Consider the following 16,229-nt stretch of genomic DNA (forward strand, 5'->3'; position numbering starts at 1 on the left):
TCTACCTCCTCGTCTCCCGAATCAGGCACCACACCACCGCCCCGACCACCGCCCCGACGCCCACCCGCCGGGCCAACCGCATCGCCCGCGGAATGTCGGCGACCACGGGAGCCCGCCCGTCGCCCAGCAACGCCCGGTCCTCGCGGCGGTTCCCGTAGTAGATGTTGACACCGCCGAGTCGCAGGCCCAAGGCGCCGGCGAAAGCGGCCTCGACCACCCCGGCGTTGGGACTGGGGTGGTGGCGGGCGTCGCGTCGCCAGGCACGCAGGGCGCCAACGGGATCCGGGCCGACGGCAGCGGCAAGAAGACCGGTCAGCCGAGCGGCGGGCAGGCCCAGCAGATCGTCCAGTCGGGCCGCGGCCCAGCCGAAGCGTCCGTAACGGGCGTTGCGGTGGCCGACCATCGCGTCGAGGGTGTTGACCGCCCGGTGGGCCACCAGGCCCGGCACCCCGGCCATCGCACCGCACAGCAGCGACGCCACCACCGCGTCCGAGGTGTTCTCCGCGACGGATTCGACCACGGCGCGGGCGATCTCGTCCGGTCCCAGCGCGGCGGTGTCCCGCCCGACCAGGTTGCGCACCTGAACGCGCGCCCGCTCCAGGTCACCGGCCGCCAAGAAGTCATGCACGGCGCACGCCTCGCGCTCCAGGGACCGACCGCCGAGCACCGCCCAGGTAGCCGACGCGGTGAACAGTAGCTGTGCCACCGGGCTTCGCGCCGCGCGCCCGCCCAGATACGCCAGCCCGGAAACACCGCCGACCAGCACCAGGACGTGGGCGATACCGCTCGCCCGGCTGTCGCCATACAACCGCCGCTCCACCGCCAGCGCACACGTCCCGAATCCGGCGACCGGGTGCAGCCGGCGCGGATCACCCCAGGCGCGGTCGGCGGTGTAGCCGAGCAGCAGCCCGAGCGCCCGGGCCGTCATCACCCCAGCACCTGATCCAGCGCGGTCAGCAACCGTTCGGTCAACTCCGGGGGGCGCACGGCGATCCGCACCCATGAATCATCCAAGCCGGGAAAAGTGTCGGCTCGTCGCACCGCGATACCGTTGTCGCGCAACGCCGCATGCACCCCGCGGCCGACCCGGGCCAGCACATAGGGCGCGACCCCGGCAACGAACGCCACCGCGCGCGCGGTCAGGCCCGCCGTCAACACCTCGCGCCACAATTCCAATTGCCGTGCCCGGCAGCTGCTCTCAGTCAAGGCTCGCTCATCGGAGCAGGACAGCATGGCCGCCAGCGCCGGCGCCGACACCGACCACGGGATCTGCAGGCGTGCCGCATCGGCGATCAACAACGCGTCGCCCACCAGATATCCGGCCCGAATCCCGGGGATCGACCAGTGTTTGGTCAGGCTGCGGCTGACCAGCAGCCCGGGAAGCTCTTCGCCGGCCAGGCTTTCCGGCTCGCCGGGCAGCGCGTCCAGGAACGCCTCGTCGACCAACACGACCCGGCCGGGCCGCAGCAGCCGACGCAACGCCGACGCCGGATGCAGCACCCCGGTGGGGTTGGTCGGATTGCCGACGACGACGAGGTCGGCCTCGGTGGGCACCTCTTCGGGATGCAGCGCGAAATCGTCCTCGGCGCGGCACAACACGGTGTGTACGGTGTGGCCGGCGGCGATCAGCGCGGCATGCGGCCCGGTGTACTGCGGGTGCACCATCACCGGGTGTCGCCACCGGCGCAGCCGGGCCACCAGGTCGAACGCCTCCGACGCCCCGGCGGTGGGCAGCACCTCGTCGGTGCGACGGCCGTGTCGGGCGGCCAGGGCGGCGCGGGCCGCCGACGCCTCGGGGTAGGCCACGGCGTCGTCCAGGGCGGCGTGCAGGGCGTCGTCGAGCCAGTCCGGGCGCGGCCCGGCGTACACGTTCACCGCGAAATCCAGCAACCCGGAACCGGTTTCGGTGTCCCCGTGATGATGCAGGTCTTTAGGGTCTGTGCCACCGAAGCCGTGCACCGCGTCGGCGAAACGTTGCGCCAACCGCGGATGCCCGGCCCAGTGGGTGTGCAGGTAGGACGCGTGCAGGCTCTGCCCGGCGATGCCGTCCGGGCCGTCGGGCAGCTGCCAGGCAGGCTCGACCGGGCGAGAGAAAACCACACCGGTGCGGTGGAATTCATGCCCGTTGATCGTCTCGCCGGCCCGCGCCAGCAGGTTGTCGGCGGGTGCGGTGGCGATCCGGTAGCCCAGCGAGAGCCGCGGCGTCATGGCTGCGGCACCCGGAACCGCCCCGACCCCGGCGACCTCGTCGACGCTGCGACACAGGTAGGCCAACCCGCCGCATTCGGCGACGGTCGGGACCCCCGCGGCCATCGCCGCCCGCAACGCAGCCAGCAGCGCGGTGTTGGCGGCCAACGGCCCGGCGTACACCTCCGGGAACCCGCCACCCAGGTAGATGCCCGCGGTTCGCGCCGGCAGACACGAATCGGTGAGCGGGTCGAAGCAGACCACCTCACAGCCCGCGGCACGCAGCAGTTCGAACGTTTCGGTGTAGCCGAACGTGAACGCCCGCCCGCCGGCGACGGCCACCACCGGGCGACCGGCCGACCCGGCGCGCACCTCAGCGGCCGGATTCCAGGCGGTGCCGGTCAGATCCGGTGCCAGCCGGGCGATCTGCGCTACCGCGTCGAGGTCGACGTGCTGCTCGATCAGCCCGGCCAGCCGGGCCGGCATCGCAGCGGATTCGTCGCGTTCGGAGGCCGGCACCAGCCCCAGATGCCGAGACGGCGTCGCCACGCCCGCATCGCGGGGCAGCACCCCGAGCACCGGAATACCGCTGGGGCGCAACGCGGCGACGACTTCGTCGGCGTGCCGGGCGCTGCCGGCCCGGTTGAGGATCACCCCGGCCACCCGCACCTGCGGGTCGAAACCGGCCAGACCCGCCACCACCGCCGCATGCGTGCGGGAAGCGTGCGAGATGTCGACCACCAGCAGCACCGGGGCCGTGGTCAACGCGGCGACGTGGGCGGTGGAGGCCTCACCGTCACCACCGAGTCGGCCGTCGAAGAGCCCCATCACGCCCTCGATCACCGCGATATCCGCGCCGGCCGCCCCGTGCAGCAGCAGCGGGACGATCCGCTCGGCGCCGACCAGCACCGGGTCGAGGTTGCGGGCCGGGCGTCCGGTGGCCAGCGCGTGATACCCCGGATCGATGTAATCCGGGCCGACCTTGTGTCCGCTGACGTGCAGGCCGCGCGCCGCCAGCGCCGCCATCACCCCGACCGCAACGGTGGTCTTGCCGTGCCCGGACGCGGGCGCGGCCACGACGACGCGGGGGAGCACTACCATTCGATGCCGCGCTGACCCTTCTGGCCGGCGTCCATCGGATGCTTGATCTTGGTCATCTCGGTGACCAGGTCGGCGATCTCGACCAGCCGGGGATGAGCGCGACGGCCGGTGATGACCACGTGTTGGTGACCCGGCCGATCGCGCAAGGTCGCCACCACGTCGTCGACGTCGACCCAACCCCAGTGGATCGGGTAGGTGAACTCGTCGAGCACGTACAGGTCGTGGGTCTGCTCGGCCAGCCGGCGTTTCACCTCGGTCCAGCCGGCCAGCGCGTCGCCGGCGTGATCCTCGGTGCTGCCGGCCTTGCGGCTCCACGACCAGCCCGAGCCCATCTTGTGCCACTGCACCGGGCCGCCCTCGCCGGTCTCGTCGTGCAGGGCGCCGAGCCGCTCCAGCACCGCCTGCTCACCGACGCGCCACTTGGCGGATTTCACGAACTGGAACACCCCGATCGCAAAGCCCTGGTTCCAGCCGCGCAGCGCCGTCCCGAACGCCGCGGTGGACTTGCCCTTGCCGTCGCCGGTGTGCACCATCAGCAGCGGCCGATTGCGGCGCTGCCGGGTGGTCAGGTTGTCATCGGGCACCGTCAACGGTTGTCCCTGCGGCATCAGGCGGCCCCCTTTCCAGTGACGTCACGAACAATGCCGCTGAGCGCCTCGGCACTGACCTGCGGCAGCGGCACGTAGTCGGCCCGCAGCTGCTCGGCCAGGGTGCGCGCCAACCCGAGCCGCATCCGGCCGCTCTCACAATCGACGACGACGGCGGAAAACCCATGTTCGGCAAGATGAGAAGCGGCCTGCCGCGACCGCTCGACCGGGTCGGCGCCGGCGGTGGCCCGGCCGTCGGTCAGCACCACCAGCAGCGGGCGTGACGCCGGGTCGCGCAGCCGTTCCCGGCGGATCACCTCACCGGCCTCGAGCAGTCCCTCGGCCAGCGGCGTGCGGCCACCGGCGGGCAGCTCGTCGAGGCGCACCGCGGCGATCTCCACCGACCCGGTCGCGGGCAGTGCCACTTGCGCTCCGGTGTCGCGGAACGTCACCACCGCCACCCGGTCCCGGCGGCGGTAGGCGTCGAGCAACAGCGACAGGATCGCGGTCTTGACGTGCCGCATCCGCTCGGCGGCGGCCATCGAGCCGGAGGTGTCCACGACGAACAGCACCAGGTTGGCCTCCCGGCCCTCCCGGACGGCGCGGCGAAGATCGGCGGCCTGCAGCAGCATCGGGCCGTCGACCCGGCCTCGGGCGCCCTGATGCGGGGCGGCGGCCCGCAGCGTCTCGAACAGGTGCAGGCCCCCGGCGGCGCCGACGGCGGTGGCACCCACGCGGCGCCCGGAACTGGTGCGGGCCCGGCTGCGCCGGCCGGCACGGCCGGAGCCGACCCCGTCGACGGTGAAAAGCCGTGCCCGGTAAGGGGAGTCAGCACCGACGGTCGAGGTGGCGCCGGGTTTTGCCGGCGCGGGCCCGCGCTGCTCGGGTTGCGCGGCGTTGCCGCCGTCCGGCGGACCGTCGGGCTCGGGGCCGTCGGGATCCGGGTCTGGCTCCGGGCCGGAATCCTGCGGCGGCAGCAGCTCGTCGAGCTCGGTTTCATCGAGCCCCGGGGCGTCAAATGGCTTGCGCCGGCGCCGATGCGGCAGGGCCAGCCGGGCGGCCACCCGCAGATCCTCGATGTTGACCGCGTCGCGCCCCTGCCAGGCGGCGTGCGCGACCGCGGTACGGGCACACACGATGTCGCCGCGCAGGCCGTCGACGTCGAACGCCGCACAGATCTCGCCGATTCGCACCAGCGCGGCGTCGGTGAGCTCCACCCGCGGCAGCAGTTCCTGAGCGTTGCGGATCCGGGCCCGCAGTCGCTCCTCGGCGTCGGCGTAGTCGCGGGCGAAGGCCTCGGGATCGGCGTCGAACGCCAGCCGCCGGCGGACCGCCTCGGCGCGCAGCGCCGGATCGCGCGGCGCGGACACCTCGACCGTCAGCCCGAATCGGTCGAGCAACTGCGGGCGCAGCTCGCCCTCCTCGGGGTTCATCGTCCCGACGATCACGAAACGCGCGGCGTGGCTGACCGAGACCCCGTCGCGTTCCACGGTCAGCCGGCCCATGGCGGCGGCGTCCAGCAACAGGTCCACCAGGTGGTCGGCGAGCAGATTGACCTCGTCGACGTAGAGGATGCCGCGGTTGGCACGCGCCAGCAGCCCGGGCTCGAACTCCACGGCGCCGGCCCCGAGCGCTCGTTCCAGATGGATGGAGCCGACCACCCGGTCCTCGGTGGCGCCGACCGGAAGCTCCACCAGCCGCACCGGGCGGGTCTGCACGGCGGCGTCGGCGGGGAACGGGCCGTCCGGGGAGAGCGGGTTCGGCTCTGCGGGATCGGAGGAGAACCGGTCGCCGGCCACCACGTCGATGGCGGGGAGCACCTGGGCCAGCGCCCGTACCAGCGTCGACTTGGCCGTGCCCTTCTCGCCGCGGATGAGAACCCCGCCGATGCCGGGGGAGATCGCGCTCAGCACGAGCGCCAAGGCCATGTCGTCGAGGCCGCCCGGAGCGTCCGGGTCGCCGCCGAGCACGGCAGGAAACGGGTACAGCTGTTGCATTTGAGGCTCCGCTCGTGATGCCGGTGTTGGCAACGCGAAGCCGGTATTCGGACTGACCGTGGCGCACCGGAATGCGCCGCGGAACACCGTAGCGGGCCTGTGTCGGACTCACACCGACTTCCCTGGCAGTTCGCGCCGATACCCTAACACCGTGCCCACCCAAGCCCATCACGTCACCGTTGTCGGGATCGGCGCCGACGGCTGGGACGGCCTGGGCGAACCGGCGCGCGCAGCGGTCGCGGCCGCCGACGTCGTGATCGGTGCGCCGCGCCAGCTGGATCTGCTGCCCCCCATCGACGGCCAGGAGCGGCAGGGCTGGCCCTCGCCGCTGCGGGCCGGACTCCCGGCGCTGCTCGACGGTCTGACCGGACGACGGGTGGTCGCGCTGGCCTCCGGGGATCCGCTGCTGTCCGGGGTGGGCGGCACGCTGATCGAGCTGCTCGGCGCCTCGCGGGTCAGCGTGATCCCGGCGGTCTCCTCGGTGACGCTGGCCCGGGCCGCGTTGGGCTGGCCGGCGGAGTCGGTCGCGGTCATCAGGGCAGGCGACGTGCACGCGGTGCTGCGCGAGCTGGCGCCGGGCCGGCGGGTGCTGGTGCTCTCCGCCGACGAGACGACGCCCGCCGGGCTCGCGGCGCTGCTGGTCGAGCACGGGTACGGGGCGAGCCGGATGACAGTGCTCGGTGACCTGGGCGGGCAGGCCGAATCCAGGTTGGACAGCACGGCGGCCAGCTACCCCGCATTTCAAGGCCAGGTGCCGCGGCTCAACATCGTCGCCGTCGAGCTCGACGGCCCGCTGCCGGCCGGTTGGACGGCCGGGCTACCCGATGATGCCTACGACCACGACGGGCAGCTCACCAAACGTGACCTGCGGGCCTCCGCGCTGGCGCGCCTGGCACCGGCGCCCGGACAGCTGCTGTGGGATGTCGGTGCGGGCGCCGGCTCGGTCGGCATCGAATGGATGCGCGCGCACCCGAGCTGCCGGGCCATCGCCGTCGAAGCCGATCAGACCAGGGCGCAACGGATCTCGGGCAACGCTCGCAAGCTCGGGGTACCCGCGCTACGCGTCGTGAACGGGCGTGCCCCGGCTGCGTTGGCCGACCTGCCCGCCCCGGACGCCGTCTTCATCGGCGGCGGACTGAGCCGGCCCGGCGTGCTCGACGTTTGCCTATCCGGACTGCGGCCGGGCGGGCGGCTGGTCGCCCACGCGGTGACCTTCGAAACCGAGACGCAGCTGGCGGCGGCCTACCGCGAGCACGGCGGCGAGCTGAGCCGCATCCAGGTCGAGCATGCCGAACCGCTGGGGACCTTCACCGGCTGGAAGCCGGCCCGGGCGGTCACCCAATGGGCGCTAACCGTGTCTGCTTGACGACGATGATCCGGCGAGCTTCTGCATCAGCTGGTCGGCAAGGTGTCGATGCGTGGTGTTCTGTGATGCAGCCAGTAGCCATCCTTCGCCGGTACGCACCGCGACACTGGTATTGACGCGGACGCCGCGACGATTGCGCTGCCTGCCTCTCTTCGTCACAGCCGCGTTTGCCCGGATGAGCGCCACGCTCGGCGTCAGAAACCTCAGGCCTGTGATCTCGGTGTGTAGTCGTGATCCGCGCAGCAGCTTCGCAAACAGCCGAGCGTATGCCGCAGCGATCGCTTCGCGTCCCTTGTAGTGCTGGCCCAGGAAGGTGACGTAGTCCGCGTCGCGGGTGAACACGGCAGCGTAAGCCTCGGGGTGAGCCCGGTCCGTTCTCCGCCATGGTCTGCCCCTTGCCGTATGCGTTGCCGAAGAACAGCGTGCCCGCCGAACGTGTAACCATTGCGGGTTTCGGCGTGATTTTTCGCAGTGGTCACACGTTCGGCGGATCAGTGTCTCCCCGGTCCCGCGCCGGGTCGTAGAGATGGCTCTCCCCGCCGCACGGATCGGGCCGATCGGCCACCGCGCGGCCGACCAGGATCACCGCGGCCGACCGCAGCCCCGCCGCCTCGACGGCATCGGCGATGTCGGCGACGGTGCCGCGCAGTACGCGTTCATCGGGTTGCGAAGCCCGGCAGACCACCGCGACCGGGCAGTCCGCGCCGTAGTCGGATGCCAGCCGGCCCATCAGTTCTCGTATCCGGGTGATCGCCAGGTGCAGCACCAGGGTGGCCCCGGTCGCGGCGAACGCGGCCAGCGATTCGCGTGGCGGCATCGCGGTGGAGGCGGCCTGCACCCGGGTCAACACCACCGACTGCGTCACCAGCGGCACCGTGAGCTCGCGTCCGAGCACGGCGGCCGCCGCCGCATAGGCCGGCACGCCCGGTGTCACCTGCCACGGCACACCGGCGGCATCGAGCCGGCGGGTCTGCTCGAAGACCGCGCTGTAGAGCGACGGATCCCCGGAGACCAGCCGCACCACCCGCCGGCCCGCCCGGTGGGCGGTCGCCAGCCGGCCCACGATCTCATCCAGGTCCAACCCGGCGGTGTCGACGAGTTCGGCTGTGGCGCAGCAATGGCCGAGAACCTCCGGATCCAGGTAACTGCCCGGGTAGAGCACCACGTCGGCATCGGCCAACAGTCGCGCCGCCCGCACCGTCAGCAGGTCCGCGGCCCCCGGTCCGGCGCCGACGAACTGGACCGCTAGCGCACCCATCGCGGCGTCCAGACCCGTCCACCCGTCACCCGTGTCGACGACGCCCCCACCAGCACAAGGCATTTCATATCGATCGCGTCGGTGTCCAACTCGCCCAGCGTGGTCACGGTCAGCGACTCCGATTCCCGGCCGACGTCGCGGCCGACCACCACCACGGTCTGCGGGGCGCGGTGTTCCAGCAGCACTTTGCGGGCCAGTGCGATCTGGTCGGGCCGGGCGCGCGAGGCCGGGTTGTAGATCGCCAGCACCAGATCGGCGTCGGCGATGGCCCGCAGTCGGGACTCGATCACCGACCAGGGCTTGAGGCGATCCGACAGGCTCAACACGGCGAAATCGGCGCCGATCGGGGCACCGGCGGCCGCGGCGACCGCCTGCACCGCGGATACCCCGGGCAGTACCCGCACCGAAACCTGTTGGTATCGCTCGTCGGCCGTTTCGAACATCGCCTCGAATACCGTCGAGGCCATCCCGAACACCCCGGCGTCGCCACCGGAGACCACCGCGACCTTTTCACCGCGGGCGGCCAGATCCAGCGCGAACCGGGCCCGGTCCAACTCGACGGTGTTGCCCGAGGAGTGCCGCTGCAACCCTTCGCGCTGCGGAACCCGGGCGAGATAGGGCCCGTAGCCCACCACGTGGTCCACGGTGGCCAGCGCCGCGGCGGCCTCGGCGGTCAACCAGCCCTCGGGCCCGGGCCCCAGCCCGATGACCAGTAGCTCGGCGGGCTCAGCAAGGGCCTCGACGACTGCCGGGGCCGCATCGCCCGGCATCCGGGAGCGCTGCCCGTTGCGGGAGTCGCCGTCGACCACGATCAGCGACAGATAGGGCACATCGTCGGTCTCGGCCATGGCGGCCACCGGCAGCCAGCGCTGCTGCGGATGACTGGCCCGCTCCACGTAGTAGGCGTGCTCGAGACGGCCGGCGGCGACCAGCGCACGGTATACGGCGGCGAAGGTGCGACCCAGCTTCATGATGATGGCGCCGTCGGTGTCGGCCAGCCGCATCGCCAGCTCGTGCTCGCCCAAGGTGCCCGGCAGCACGGTCAGTACGTCGGTCTGGCGTACCAGCGGCATGCCGAGCACGGCGGTGGCGGCGCTGAAAGCCGGTACGCCCGGGATTATCTCGGTGTCGAAGCGGGTCGACAGCCGGTCGTGCATGTACATGAACGAGCCGTAGAACAGCGGGTCGCCCTCGGTCAGCAACGCCACCGTGCGGCCCGCACTCAGGTGGGCGGCCAGCCGGGACGCGGAGGCCTCGTAGAAGTCCGCGAGTGCCCCGGCATAGCCGCCGGGGTGATCGGTCACCCCGGTGGTGACCGGGTAGCGCAGTTCCTCCTCGATCACGCCGGGCCGGATCAGGTCGGCGGCGATGGTGCGCGCGTAGGAGTTCTTGTTGACCCCGGCGTGGTAGGCCACCACGTCGGCGCCGGAGATGATCCGGGCTGCTTTGCGGGTGATCAGCTCGGGGTCACCCGGGCCCAGGCCCACCCCGTAGAACGTGCCGCTCACGCTGTGTCTCTCATTCGTCGTCCGAGGCCAGGGCGTTCAGCGCCGACGAGGTGATCGCCGAGCCACCGCGGCGACCGCGCAACGTCACGAACGGGATGTCGATGCCGTGCTCGGCGTGCAGTGCCGCCAATGCCGCCTTGGACTCGGCGGCGCCGATGAACCCCACCGGGCAGCCGACGATCACCGCCGGGCGCGGCCCGCCGTCCAGGATCAGCTCCAGCAGGTGAAACAGCGCGGTGGGGGCGTTGCCGATCGCGACGACGGCACCCCCCAACTCCGGCTCCCACAACGAGACCGCCGCCGCCGAGCGGGTGGTGCCCCATTCGGCGGCCAGCGCCGGAACCCGCTCGTCATGCAGGTGGCAGCGCACTTCGTTGCGCGCCGGCAGCCGCCCGGCCGTGACCCCGACCGCCACCATCCGGGCATCGCAGAAGATCGGCGCCCCGGCGTCGAGCGCGGCGCGGCCGGCCGGTACCGCATCGGGGTGGATCAGCAGGTCGGCGGCCACATCGGTCTGCCCGGCGCCGTGGATCATTCGGACCGCGAGCCGCTCGGCCGAGGCGGGGATGTGTGACAGGTCGGACTCACGCCGGATGGTCGCGAACGATTCGACGTAGATGGCCGGGCCGTCCTCGAGGTAGGAATACCGCTTGGTGGGACGGCTAGCGGGCGTCGTCACGGATTCGTCTCCTGTGCATCGGGAATGAAGACACCCTGCCACGGCGTCACCACCAGCTCGGTGTGCGCCGGCAGTGAGCGCGCCTGCTCCGGCGTGAGTACGCCGCCGGGGACCGGCACGTGGGTGCCGCCGGGCACCGGACCGTAGGGTAGCGGACCCGACGGTGCGGGCAGCCGTGGATCGGCGGCGATGACGGGAGCGAGCGGGTTGGGCAGTTCGCGGATGTGCCACGGCGCGTCGGGACCGCTGCCGCGGGCGGCCTGGAATGCCGCCGCCAGCGCGGCCAGCCGTTCGGCGGCCTCGGCGATGGCCACCACCGCACCCCAGTCCTCGCCGATGCGCAACTGTGCCGCCGTGGCGCTGAGTGCCACCAGCCCGGCATCGGTCGCGCGGTCGATCAGGTCGCCGCGCCCGTCGTCGAGCACGAACAGGAAGCGCCCGGGCAGCCGGGCGAGTCGTGGATCGCCACACAGCAGCGCGTCCAGCCGCGCCGACACCGGGCGCAGGTCGACGCGCCCGCCGGCATAGCCGGTCTGCGGCGAGACCAGGATGTTGCGGACCAACTCGTGGCTGCGCGATGGCAGCAGTCCGGTCGACGCCAGGGCGGCCACCACGTCGGGCGTGAGCTGTCCGCCGTGTCCGGGCAGCCCGCGCAGCTGCAGGTTGGCCCGCTTGGTCAGGTAGATCGAGCCGTCGGCGAACTCGGCGCTGGCTCTCAGCAGCCGTTCCAGTGCCGCCACGGGCAGCCGTCCGCCGACCAGGCGCAACCGGACCAACAAGCCGTCGTCGGCCAGCCACGGCCGCAGCACGCCGGGGCACCGGTCGGCCCTGGCCCTCATCGGTCACATCCGTCACAACGGAGCAGGCGGGTGTCAGTTGCCCGCCTCACAGCGACAACACCAGACCGGTCGGGTGGGTGGGCGCAGGCGCTCGGGTGCACTGCCTGATTGTCGCTCAGATGCGGGCAACTGCCCTATGCCCGCCGCCGGTGACGGGTGGGGCCGATGTTGTTCACTCCGTGGTCAGCGCCGCCACCGCCGGCCCGAACATGCCGGCCTTGATCGCGCCGAGCGTGCCGGGATCCTTCCCGGCCAGCGGCCGCAGCAACTCGACCGCGGCGGGCGTCACCGCGCCCTCACCCGCGGTGCCGTCGACGATCCCGACGGCCGCAGCATCCACACCGCCGAACCGGCGGCCGGTCGTCATCGACGCCACCTGCGCCTGCGGGGTGAGTTTGGCCTGGATCAGCGCGGCCATCCCAGGAGTGAACGGGATCCGGATGTCGACCTCGGGGAAGCAGAAGAAGCCGCGGTCGGCGCGCATCACCCGGAAGTCGTGGGCGATCGCCAGCATCGCCCCGGCCCCGAACGCGTGGCCCACCACCGCCGCCGCGGTCGGGATCGGCAGCGTCAGCACCTTTGCCAGCAACGCCTGCACCCGCCCGACGTACCAGTCGCCGCGGTCACTGTGGGCGGCCAGCCAGTCCAGGTCCAAGCCGTTGGAGTAGAACTTGCCGCCCGCGGTGGTGACCAGGCCGTGGGCACCGCTGGACACCGCGTCGTCGAGCATCCGCTCGACCTCGTCGAGAAAGTCCGGGGAGAACCGGTTCTCGTCGTCGCCGAGATCGAGCACGGCGATCTTGTCGTCGTAGGTCAGCTTCACTCAGCAGGTTCCTTTCTCTGGTCCCACGGCCAGCACGGCGCGTACCGCGGCGTGCAGTTGGGCGCGGGCGGCGTTGTTGCCCAACCGGTTTCGGCTGAGCACGATCGCGGTGGGCAGGTCGACGACGCAGGTGGTGATGGTGTCGACGGCGGCGGCGTCGCGGCGCTCCCACATCGCGGCCGCGAGCCGGATCAGCAGGCCGATCAGTTCGGTGTCGAGGCGGCGCAGCGGTTCAGCGACGTCGGCGGGCAGGTCGTCGGTGAGCAATTCCTCGCGCCGGATCGCCAGCAGCAACGCCGAGGACTCCGGGTGGCGTTCGGCGAATATCAGCGGGGTGTCGGCGGCGGCGACGACGGCCGCCACGGCGTCGTGCGCACTGTCGACGAGTTCGCGCTGCATATCTAGGAATCGACGTCCCGCCCGCAACCAGGCCGCGGCGATCAGGCCGGCCCGCGACCCGAAGCCGTGGTAGACCGCGCCGTTAGAGGCTCCGGTCGCCTCGGAGACGGCCCGGATCGTCACCGCCGCCGGGCCGGACCGGGCCGCCAGCGACTCGACAGCCGCCAGCACCCGATCCGGGTCGTGCACGCGCGGGCGGGGCATGGCGGCCACGATAACAGAGCGAATGCTCTGTTACCAGGTGGGTCCACCGGCGCACCGGCGTGACAGGATCGAGAAACCATGAGCACTTCTGCCACCCGCCCCGTCGTCTTCTCCGGCGTCCAGCCCACCTCGGCGTCGCTGCACCTCGGCAACGCGCTGGGGGCGATCACCCACTGGGCGGAGCTGCAGGACGACCACGATGCGCTGTTCTGCGTCGTCGACATGCATGCCATCACGGTCCCGGGCTGGGACCCCGAGACGCTGCGCCGCAGCACGCTGGTGACCGCCGCGCAGTACCTGGCACTGGGCATCGACCCGGCCCGCAGCGCGATCTTCGTCCAGAGCCACGTACCGGCGCATGCCGAACTGGCCTGGGTGCTGGGCTGTTTCACCGGATTCGGACAGGCCTCGCGGATGACGCAGTTCAAGGACAAATCGGCCAAGCAGGGTTCGGACTCGACGACGGTGGGATTGTTCACCTACCCGGTGCTGATGGCCGCCGACGTGCTGCTCTACGACACCGACGTGGTGCCCGTCGGCGAGGACCAGCGGCAGCACCTCGAGCTGGCCCGAGACCTGGCGCAACGGTTCAACGCCCGTTTCCCCGACACCTTCGTCGTGCCGGAGCCGATGATCCCGAAGGCCACCGCCAAGATCTACGACCTGGCCGACCCCACCGCGAAGATGAGCAAGTCGGCGGCCACCGACGCCGGTCTGATCAGCTTGCTTGACGATCCGGCGAAAAGTGCCAAGAAGATCCGCTCGGCGGTCACCGACTCCGAGCGCGAGATCCGCTACGACCCGGACGCCAAGCCCGGGGTGTCCAACCTGCTGACCATCCAGTCGGCGATCACCGGGGCCAGCGTCGAGAAACTGGTGGAAGGCTACGCCGGCCGCGGCTACGGCGACCTGAAGAAGGAGACCGCCGAGGCCGTCGCCGAGTTCGTCACCCCGATCAAGGCGCGCGTCGACGAACTGCTGGCAGATCCCGCCGAGTTGCACGCGGTGCTGGCGGCCGGAGCGGAGCGGGCCCGGACGCTGGCCGCCGGGACCATCGCGCGCGTCTACGACCGGGTGGGATTCCTTCCGCCGCCGGTATGAGCAGAGCCGTGACCGACCAGGCCGACCCCTCCAAGCCGGGCGTCATCGACCGGCTGCGGGAGCGCTACGGCTGGTTCGACCACGTGATGCGGGCGCAGGAACGCTACGACGACTGCCAGGGCAACTTCTTCGCCGCCGGGATGAGCTACTACACCATTTTCGCGCTGTTCCCGCTGGCGATGGTCGGGTTCTCCGTCGGCGGCTTCTTGCTGTCGCGGCGGCCGGAGGTGCTCGACGAGATCGAGCGCCGGATCAAGCATTCGATCCCCGGCACATTCGGCGACGAGCTGGTCACCTTGATGGACACCGCGATCTCCTCGCGCGCCTCCGTCGGCGTGATCGGCCTGGCCACCGCCGGGTGGGTGGGCCTGACGTGGATGGCCAATCTGCGCGAGGCGCTCTCCGAGATGTGGGACAAGCGTTCGGAGAAACCGGGTTTCGTCTCGGCGAAACTGTCGGACCTGGTCGCGATGGTGTGGGCCTTCGGCGCCATGCTCGTCACGATTGCGCTGACCGCACTGGCCGACCCGAAGCTGATGCGCAAGACGCTGCGCTGGCTGGGCGTTCCGGATTTCGACCTGCTGGGGGCGCTGCTGCGGGTCGCGTCGGTCGGGATGGCGGTGGCGGTGTCGTGGCTGTTGTTCACCTGGATGATCGCGCGGCTGCCCCGCGAGTCGGTCGGCCTGGCCAGCGCCGCGCGGGCCGGGCTGATCGCCGCGGTCGGCTACGAACTCTTCAAACAGGCCGGCTCGGTCTACCTGCAGTCGGTGGTCAACGGCCCGGCCGGGGCGGTGTTCGGTCCGGTGCTGGGCCTGCTGGTGTTCGCCTACATCACCGTGCGACTGATCCTGTTCGCCACCGCGTGGGCGGCGACGTCGGCGGAGAACCGGCCGCGGCCTGAACGGCCCGAAGCGACGGTGTGACCGGCTGCCGTGACGGGTAGTAGAAGCCCATGGCACACGACTCCTCCTGGCCCCGCCTCCGAGTCGAGGACTGGGGGCCGACCCGGGACACGCTGCACATGTGGACCCAGATCGTCGGAAAGGTCCGCCTGGCGCACGCCCCGCTGGTCAACCACTGGTGGCAGGTGACGCTGTACGTCACCGCTCGGGGGCTGACCACGTCGGCGATCCCGTACGGCAACGACGTCTTCGACATCGAGTTCGACTTCATCGACCACCGCCTGGCGATCCGAAGCGGCAATGGTGCGGCCGGCACCATTGCACTGCGGGAACAATCGGTGGCCCGGTTCCACGCCGAGTTCCTGTCGGCGCTGGACGAGTTGGGTCTGCAAACCCGAATCCAGTCGCACCCCAACGAGGTCGAGCCTGCCGTGCCGTTCGCCGAAGACGTCGAGCACGCCTCCTACGACGCGGAGGCCGCCCAGCGGTTCTGGCGGCAACTGGTGCAGGCGCACCGGGTGCTGAACCGGTTTCGCTCCCGCTTCATCGGCAAGTCCAGTCCGGTTCACTTCTTTTGGGGCGCAATGGATCTGGCATGCACCCGCTTCTCTGGCCGAACCGCCCCGACGCACCCGGGCGGGGCGCCCAACTGCGGCGACTGGGTGATGGTGGAGGGCTACTCACACGAACTCAGCAGCTGCGGATTCTGGCCCGGCGGCGGGGAGGAGGGCGGCTTCTACGCCTACGCCTACCCGGAGCCCGACGGTTTCGCCGACCACCCGGTGCGGCCCGCGGACGCGTACTACAGCACTCAGCTGGGTGAATTCGTGCTGCCTTACGAAGTGGTGCGGCAAGCGCCCGACCCGGACGCGGTGCTGCTGGACTTCCTCCAGGACACCTACGAGGCGGCGGCGGTGCGCGGCGACTGGGATCGCGGCGCCCTCGAAGACGATCCGGACCGCTGGCGATCAACGCGACCACCGCGCTGAGCAGCGTTAATTCAGCTCAGCCGGCGTACTCCGGGTGCTTGGCCACGTAGGCCTCCACGAACGAGCAACTCGGCACGATCCGCTTGCCCGCGGCCTGGGTGTCGGCCAGCGCGTAGGCGATCAGCTTGGTGGCCAGCCCCTGACCGCCGAACGCCTTGTCGATCTCGGTGTGGTGGAAGTCCCGCTGATCGCCGCTGTCACGGTAGGCGGCCAGCCCGGCCCGAACGCCGTCCACGCTGATCTCATAGCGGCACTGCTCAGGCACATCGATGATGGTCGGCTCGCTCAT

16 protein-coding genes and 1 riboswitch are annotated in these 16,229 nt (G+C 71.4%); of the genes, 4 read left to right on the forward strand and 12 right to left on the reverse strand.

Annotated elements, in window-relative coordinates; genetic code table 11:
• Window position 1 precedes the first annotated feature (1 nt).
• Genes cbiB through G6N19_RS14415 form a run of 4 tightly spaced genes read right to left on the reverse strand, consistent with a single transcriptional unit; the run spans window position 2 to window position 5,872 of the window.
• On the reverse strand, window positions 2-928 hold the full coding sequence (gene cbiB, locus G6N19_RS14400; protein WP_193465174.1) for an adenosylcobinamide-phosphate synthase CbiB: 927 nt from the start codon (window positions 926-928) through the stop codon (window positions 2-4).
• Window positions 928-3,288: a cobyrinate a,c-diamide synthase gene (locus G6N19_RS14405; RefSeq protein ID WP_041318549.1), complete on the reverse strand. Its 2,361-nt coding sequence runs from the start codon at window positions 3,286-3,288 to the stop codon at window positions 928-930. Before G6N19_RS14405 ends, cbiB begins: the two co-directional genes overlap by 1 nt.
• Window positions 3,282-3,896 (reverse strand): cob(I)yrinic acid a,c-diamide adenosyltransferase, encoded by a 615-nt coding sequence (gene cobO / locus G6N19_RS14410; RefSeq protein ID WP_013830097.1) that lies wholly within the window; start codon window positions 3,894-3,896, stop codon window positions 3,282-3,284. The genes G6N19_RS14405 and cobO overlap by 7 nt, the downstream gene beginning before the upstream one ends.
• Window positions 3,896-5,872, reverse strand: a complete 1,977-nt coding sequence (locus G6N19_RS14415; RefSeq protein WP_193465175.1) for a magnesium chelatase subunit D family protein — start codon at window positions 5,870-5,872, stop codon at window positions 3,896-3,898. Before G6N19_RS14415 ends, cobO begins: the two co-directional genes overlap by 1 nt.
• 21 nt (window positions 5,873-5,893) lie before the next feature.
• Window positions 5,894-6,041: riboswitch (cobalamin riboswitch) on the reverse strand.
• Here G6N19_RS14415 and cbiE point away from each other — a divergent pair.
• A complete protein-coding gene (gene cbiE / locus G6N19_RS14420; RefSeq protein ID WP_193465176.1) occupies window positions 6,024-7,238 on the forward strand; it encodes a precorrin-6y C5,15-methyltransferase (decarboxylating) subunit CbiE in 1,215 nt (404 codons plus the stop codon). Its footprint overlaps the riboswitch before it by 18 nt.
• On the opposite strand, the gene G6N19_RS14425 is transcribed toward cbiE, so the two are convergent.
• The 7 genes from G6N19_RS14425 to G6N19_RS14455 form a co-directional block, all read right to left on the reverse strand.
• Window positions 7,221-7,580, reverse strand: coding sequence for an SgcJ/EcaC family oxidoreductase (locus G6N19_RS14425; RefSeq protein WP_332101724.1), 360 nt, complete (start codon window positions 7,578-7,580; stop codon window positions 7,221-7,223). The genes cbiE and G6N19_RS14425 overlap by 18 nt on opposite strands.
• Window positions 7,581-7,713: 133 nt before the next feature.
• Complete coding sequence (cobM, locus tag G6N19_RS14430) at window positions 7,714-8,496, reverse strand: precorrin-4 C(11)-methyltransferase (protein WP_193465177.1); 783 nt, start codon at window positions 8,494-8,496, stop codon at window positions 7,714-7,716.
• Window positions 8,484-10,004, reverse strand: coding sequence for a precorrin-3B C(17)-methyltransferase (gene cobJ, locus G6N19_RS14435; RefSeq protein WP_193465178.1), 1,521 nt, complete (start codon window positions 10,002-10,004; stop codon window positions 8,484-8,486). The genes cobM and cobJ overlap by 13 nt, the downstream gene beginning before the upstream one ends.
• A gap of 10 nt (window positions 10,005-10,014) precedes the next feature.
• Complete coding sequence (locus tag G6N19_RS14440; RefSeq protein WP_193465179.1) at window positions 10,015-10,683, reverse strand: precorrin-8X methylmutase; 669 nt, start codon at window positions 10,681-10,683, stop codon at window positions 10,015-10,017.
• The gene (locus G6N19_RS14445; RefSeq protein WP_197912076.1) at window positions 10,680-11,522 is read right to left on the reverse strand and encodes a nitrite reductase; all 843 of its coding nucleotides are present in this window, start codon (window positions 11,520-11,522) and stop codon (window positions 10,680-10,682) included. Before G6N19_RS14445 ends, G6N19_RS14440 begins: the two co-directional genes overlap by 4 nt.
• A gap of 172 nt (window positions 11,523-11,694) precedes the next feature.
• A complete protein-coding gene (locus G6N19_RS14450) occupies window positions 11,695-12,345 on the reverse strand; it encodes an enoyl-CoA hydratase-related protein (RefSeq protein ID WP_193465180.1) in 651 nt (216 codons plus the stop codon).
• Complete coding sequence (locus tag G6N19_RS14455) at window positions 12,346-12,948, reverse strand: TetR/AcrR family transcriptional regulator (protein ID WP_193465181.1); 603 nt, start codon at window positions 12,946-12,948, stop codon at window positions 12,346-12,348.
• A 78-nt stretch (window positions 12,949-13,026) separates the two neighbouring features.
• On the opposite strand from G6N19_RS14455, the gene trpS reads away from it, so the two are divergent.
• From trpS to G6N19_RS14470, 3 genes are read left to right on the forward strand one after another with little or no spacing between them, the layout of a single operon-like run.
• The gene (gene trpS, locus G6N19_RS14460) at window positions 13,027-14,049 is read left to right on the forward strand and encodes a tryptophan--tRNA ligase (RefSeq protein WP_013830088.1); all 1,023 of its coding nucleotides are present in this window, start codon (window positions 13,027-13,029) and stop codon (window positions 14,047-14,049) included.
• Window positions 14,050-14,057: 8 nt separating this feature from the next.
• Window positions 14,058-14,972 carry an inner membrane protein YhjD gene (gene yhjD / locus G6N19_RS14465; protein WP_013830087.1) on the forward strand — a complete coding sequence of 305 codons (915 nt, stop codon included), beginning with the start codon at window positions 14,058-14,060 and terminating at the stop codon, window positions 14,970-14,972.
• Window positions 14,973-15,001: 29 nt separating this feature from the next.
• Entirely contained in the window at window positions 15,002-15,940 is a 939-nt protein-coding gene (locus G6N19_RS14470; RefSeq protein WP_041318536.1) for a DUF5996 family protein, read from the forward strand.
• 16 nt (window positions 15,941-15,956) lie between these two features.
• On the opposite strand, the gene G6N19_RS14475 is transcribed toward G6N19_RS14470, so the two are convergent.
• Entirely contained in the window at window positions 15,957-16,229 is a 273-nt protein-coding gene (locus G6N19_RS14475; protein ID WP_013830085.1) for a GNAT family N-acetyltransferase, read from the reverse strand.

Origin of the sequence: Mycobacterium novum, from assembly GCF_010726505.1 — a bacterium.
Lineage (GTDB): Bacteria > Actinomycetota > Actinomycetes > Mycobacteriales > Mycobacteriaceae > Mycobacterium > Mycobacterium algericum.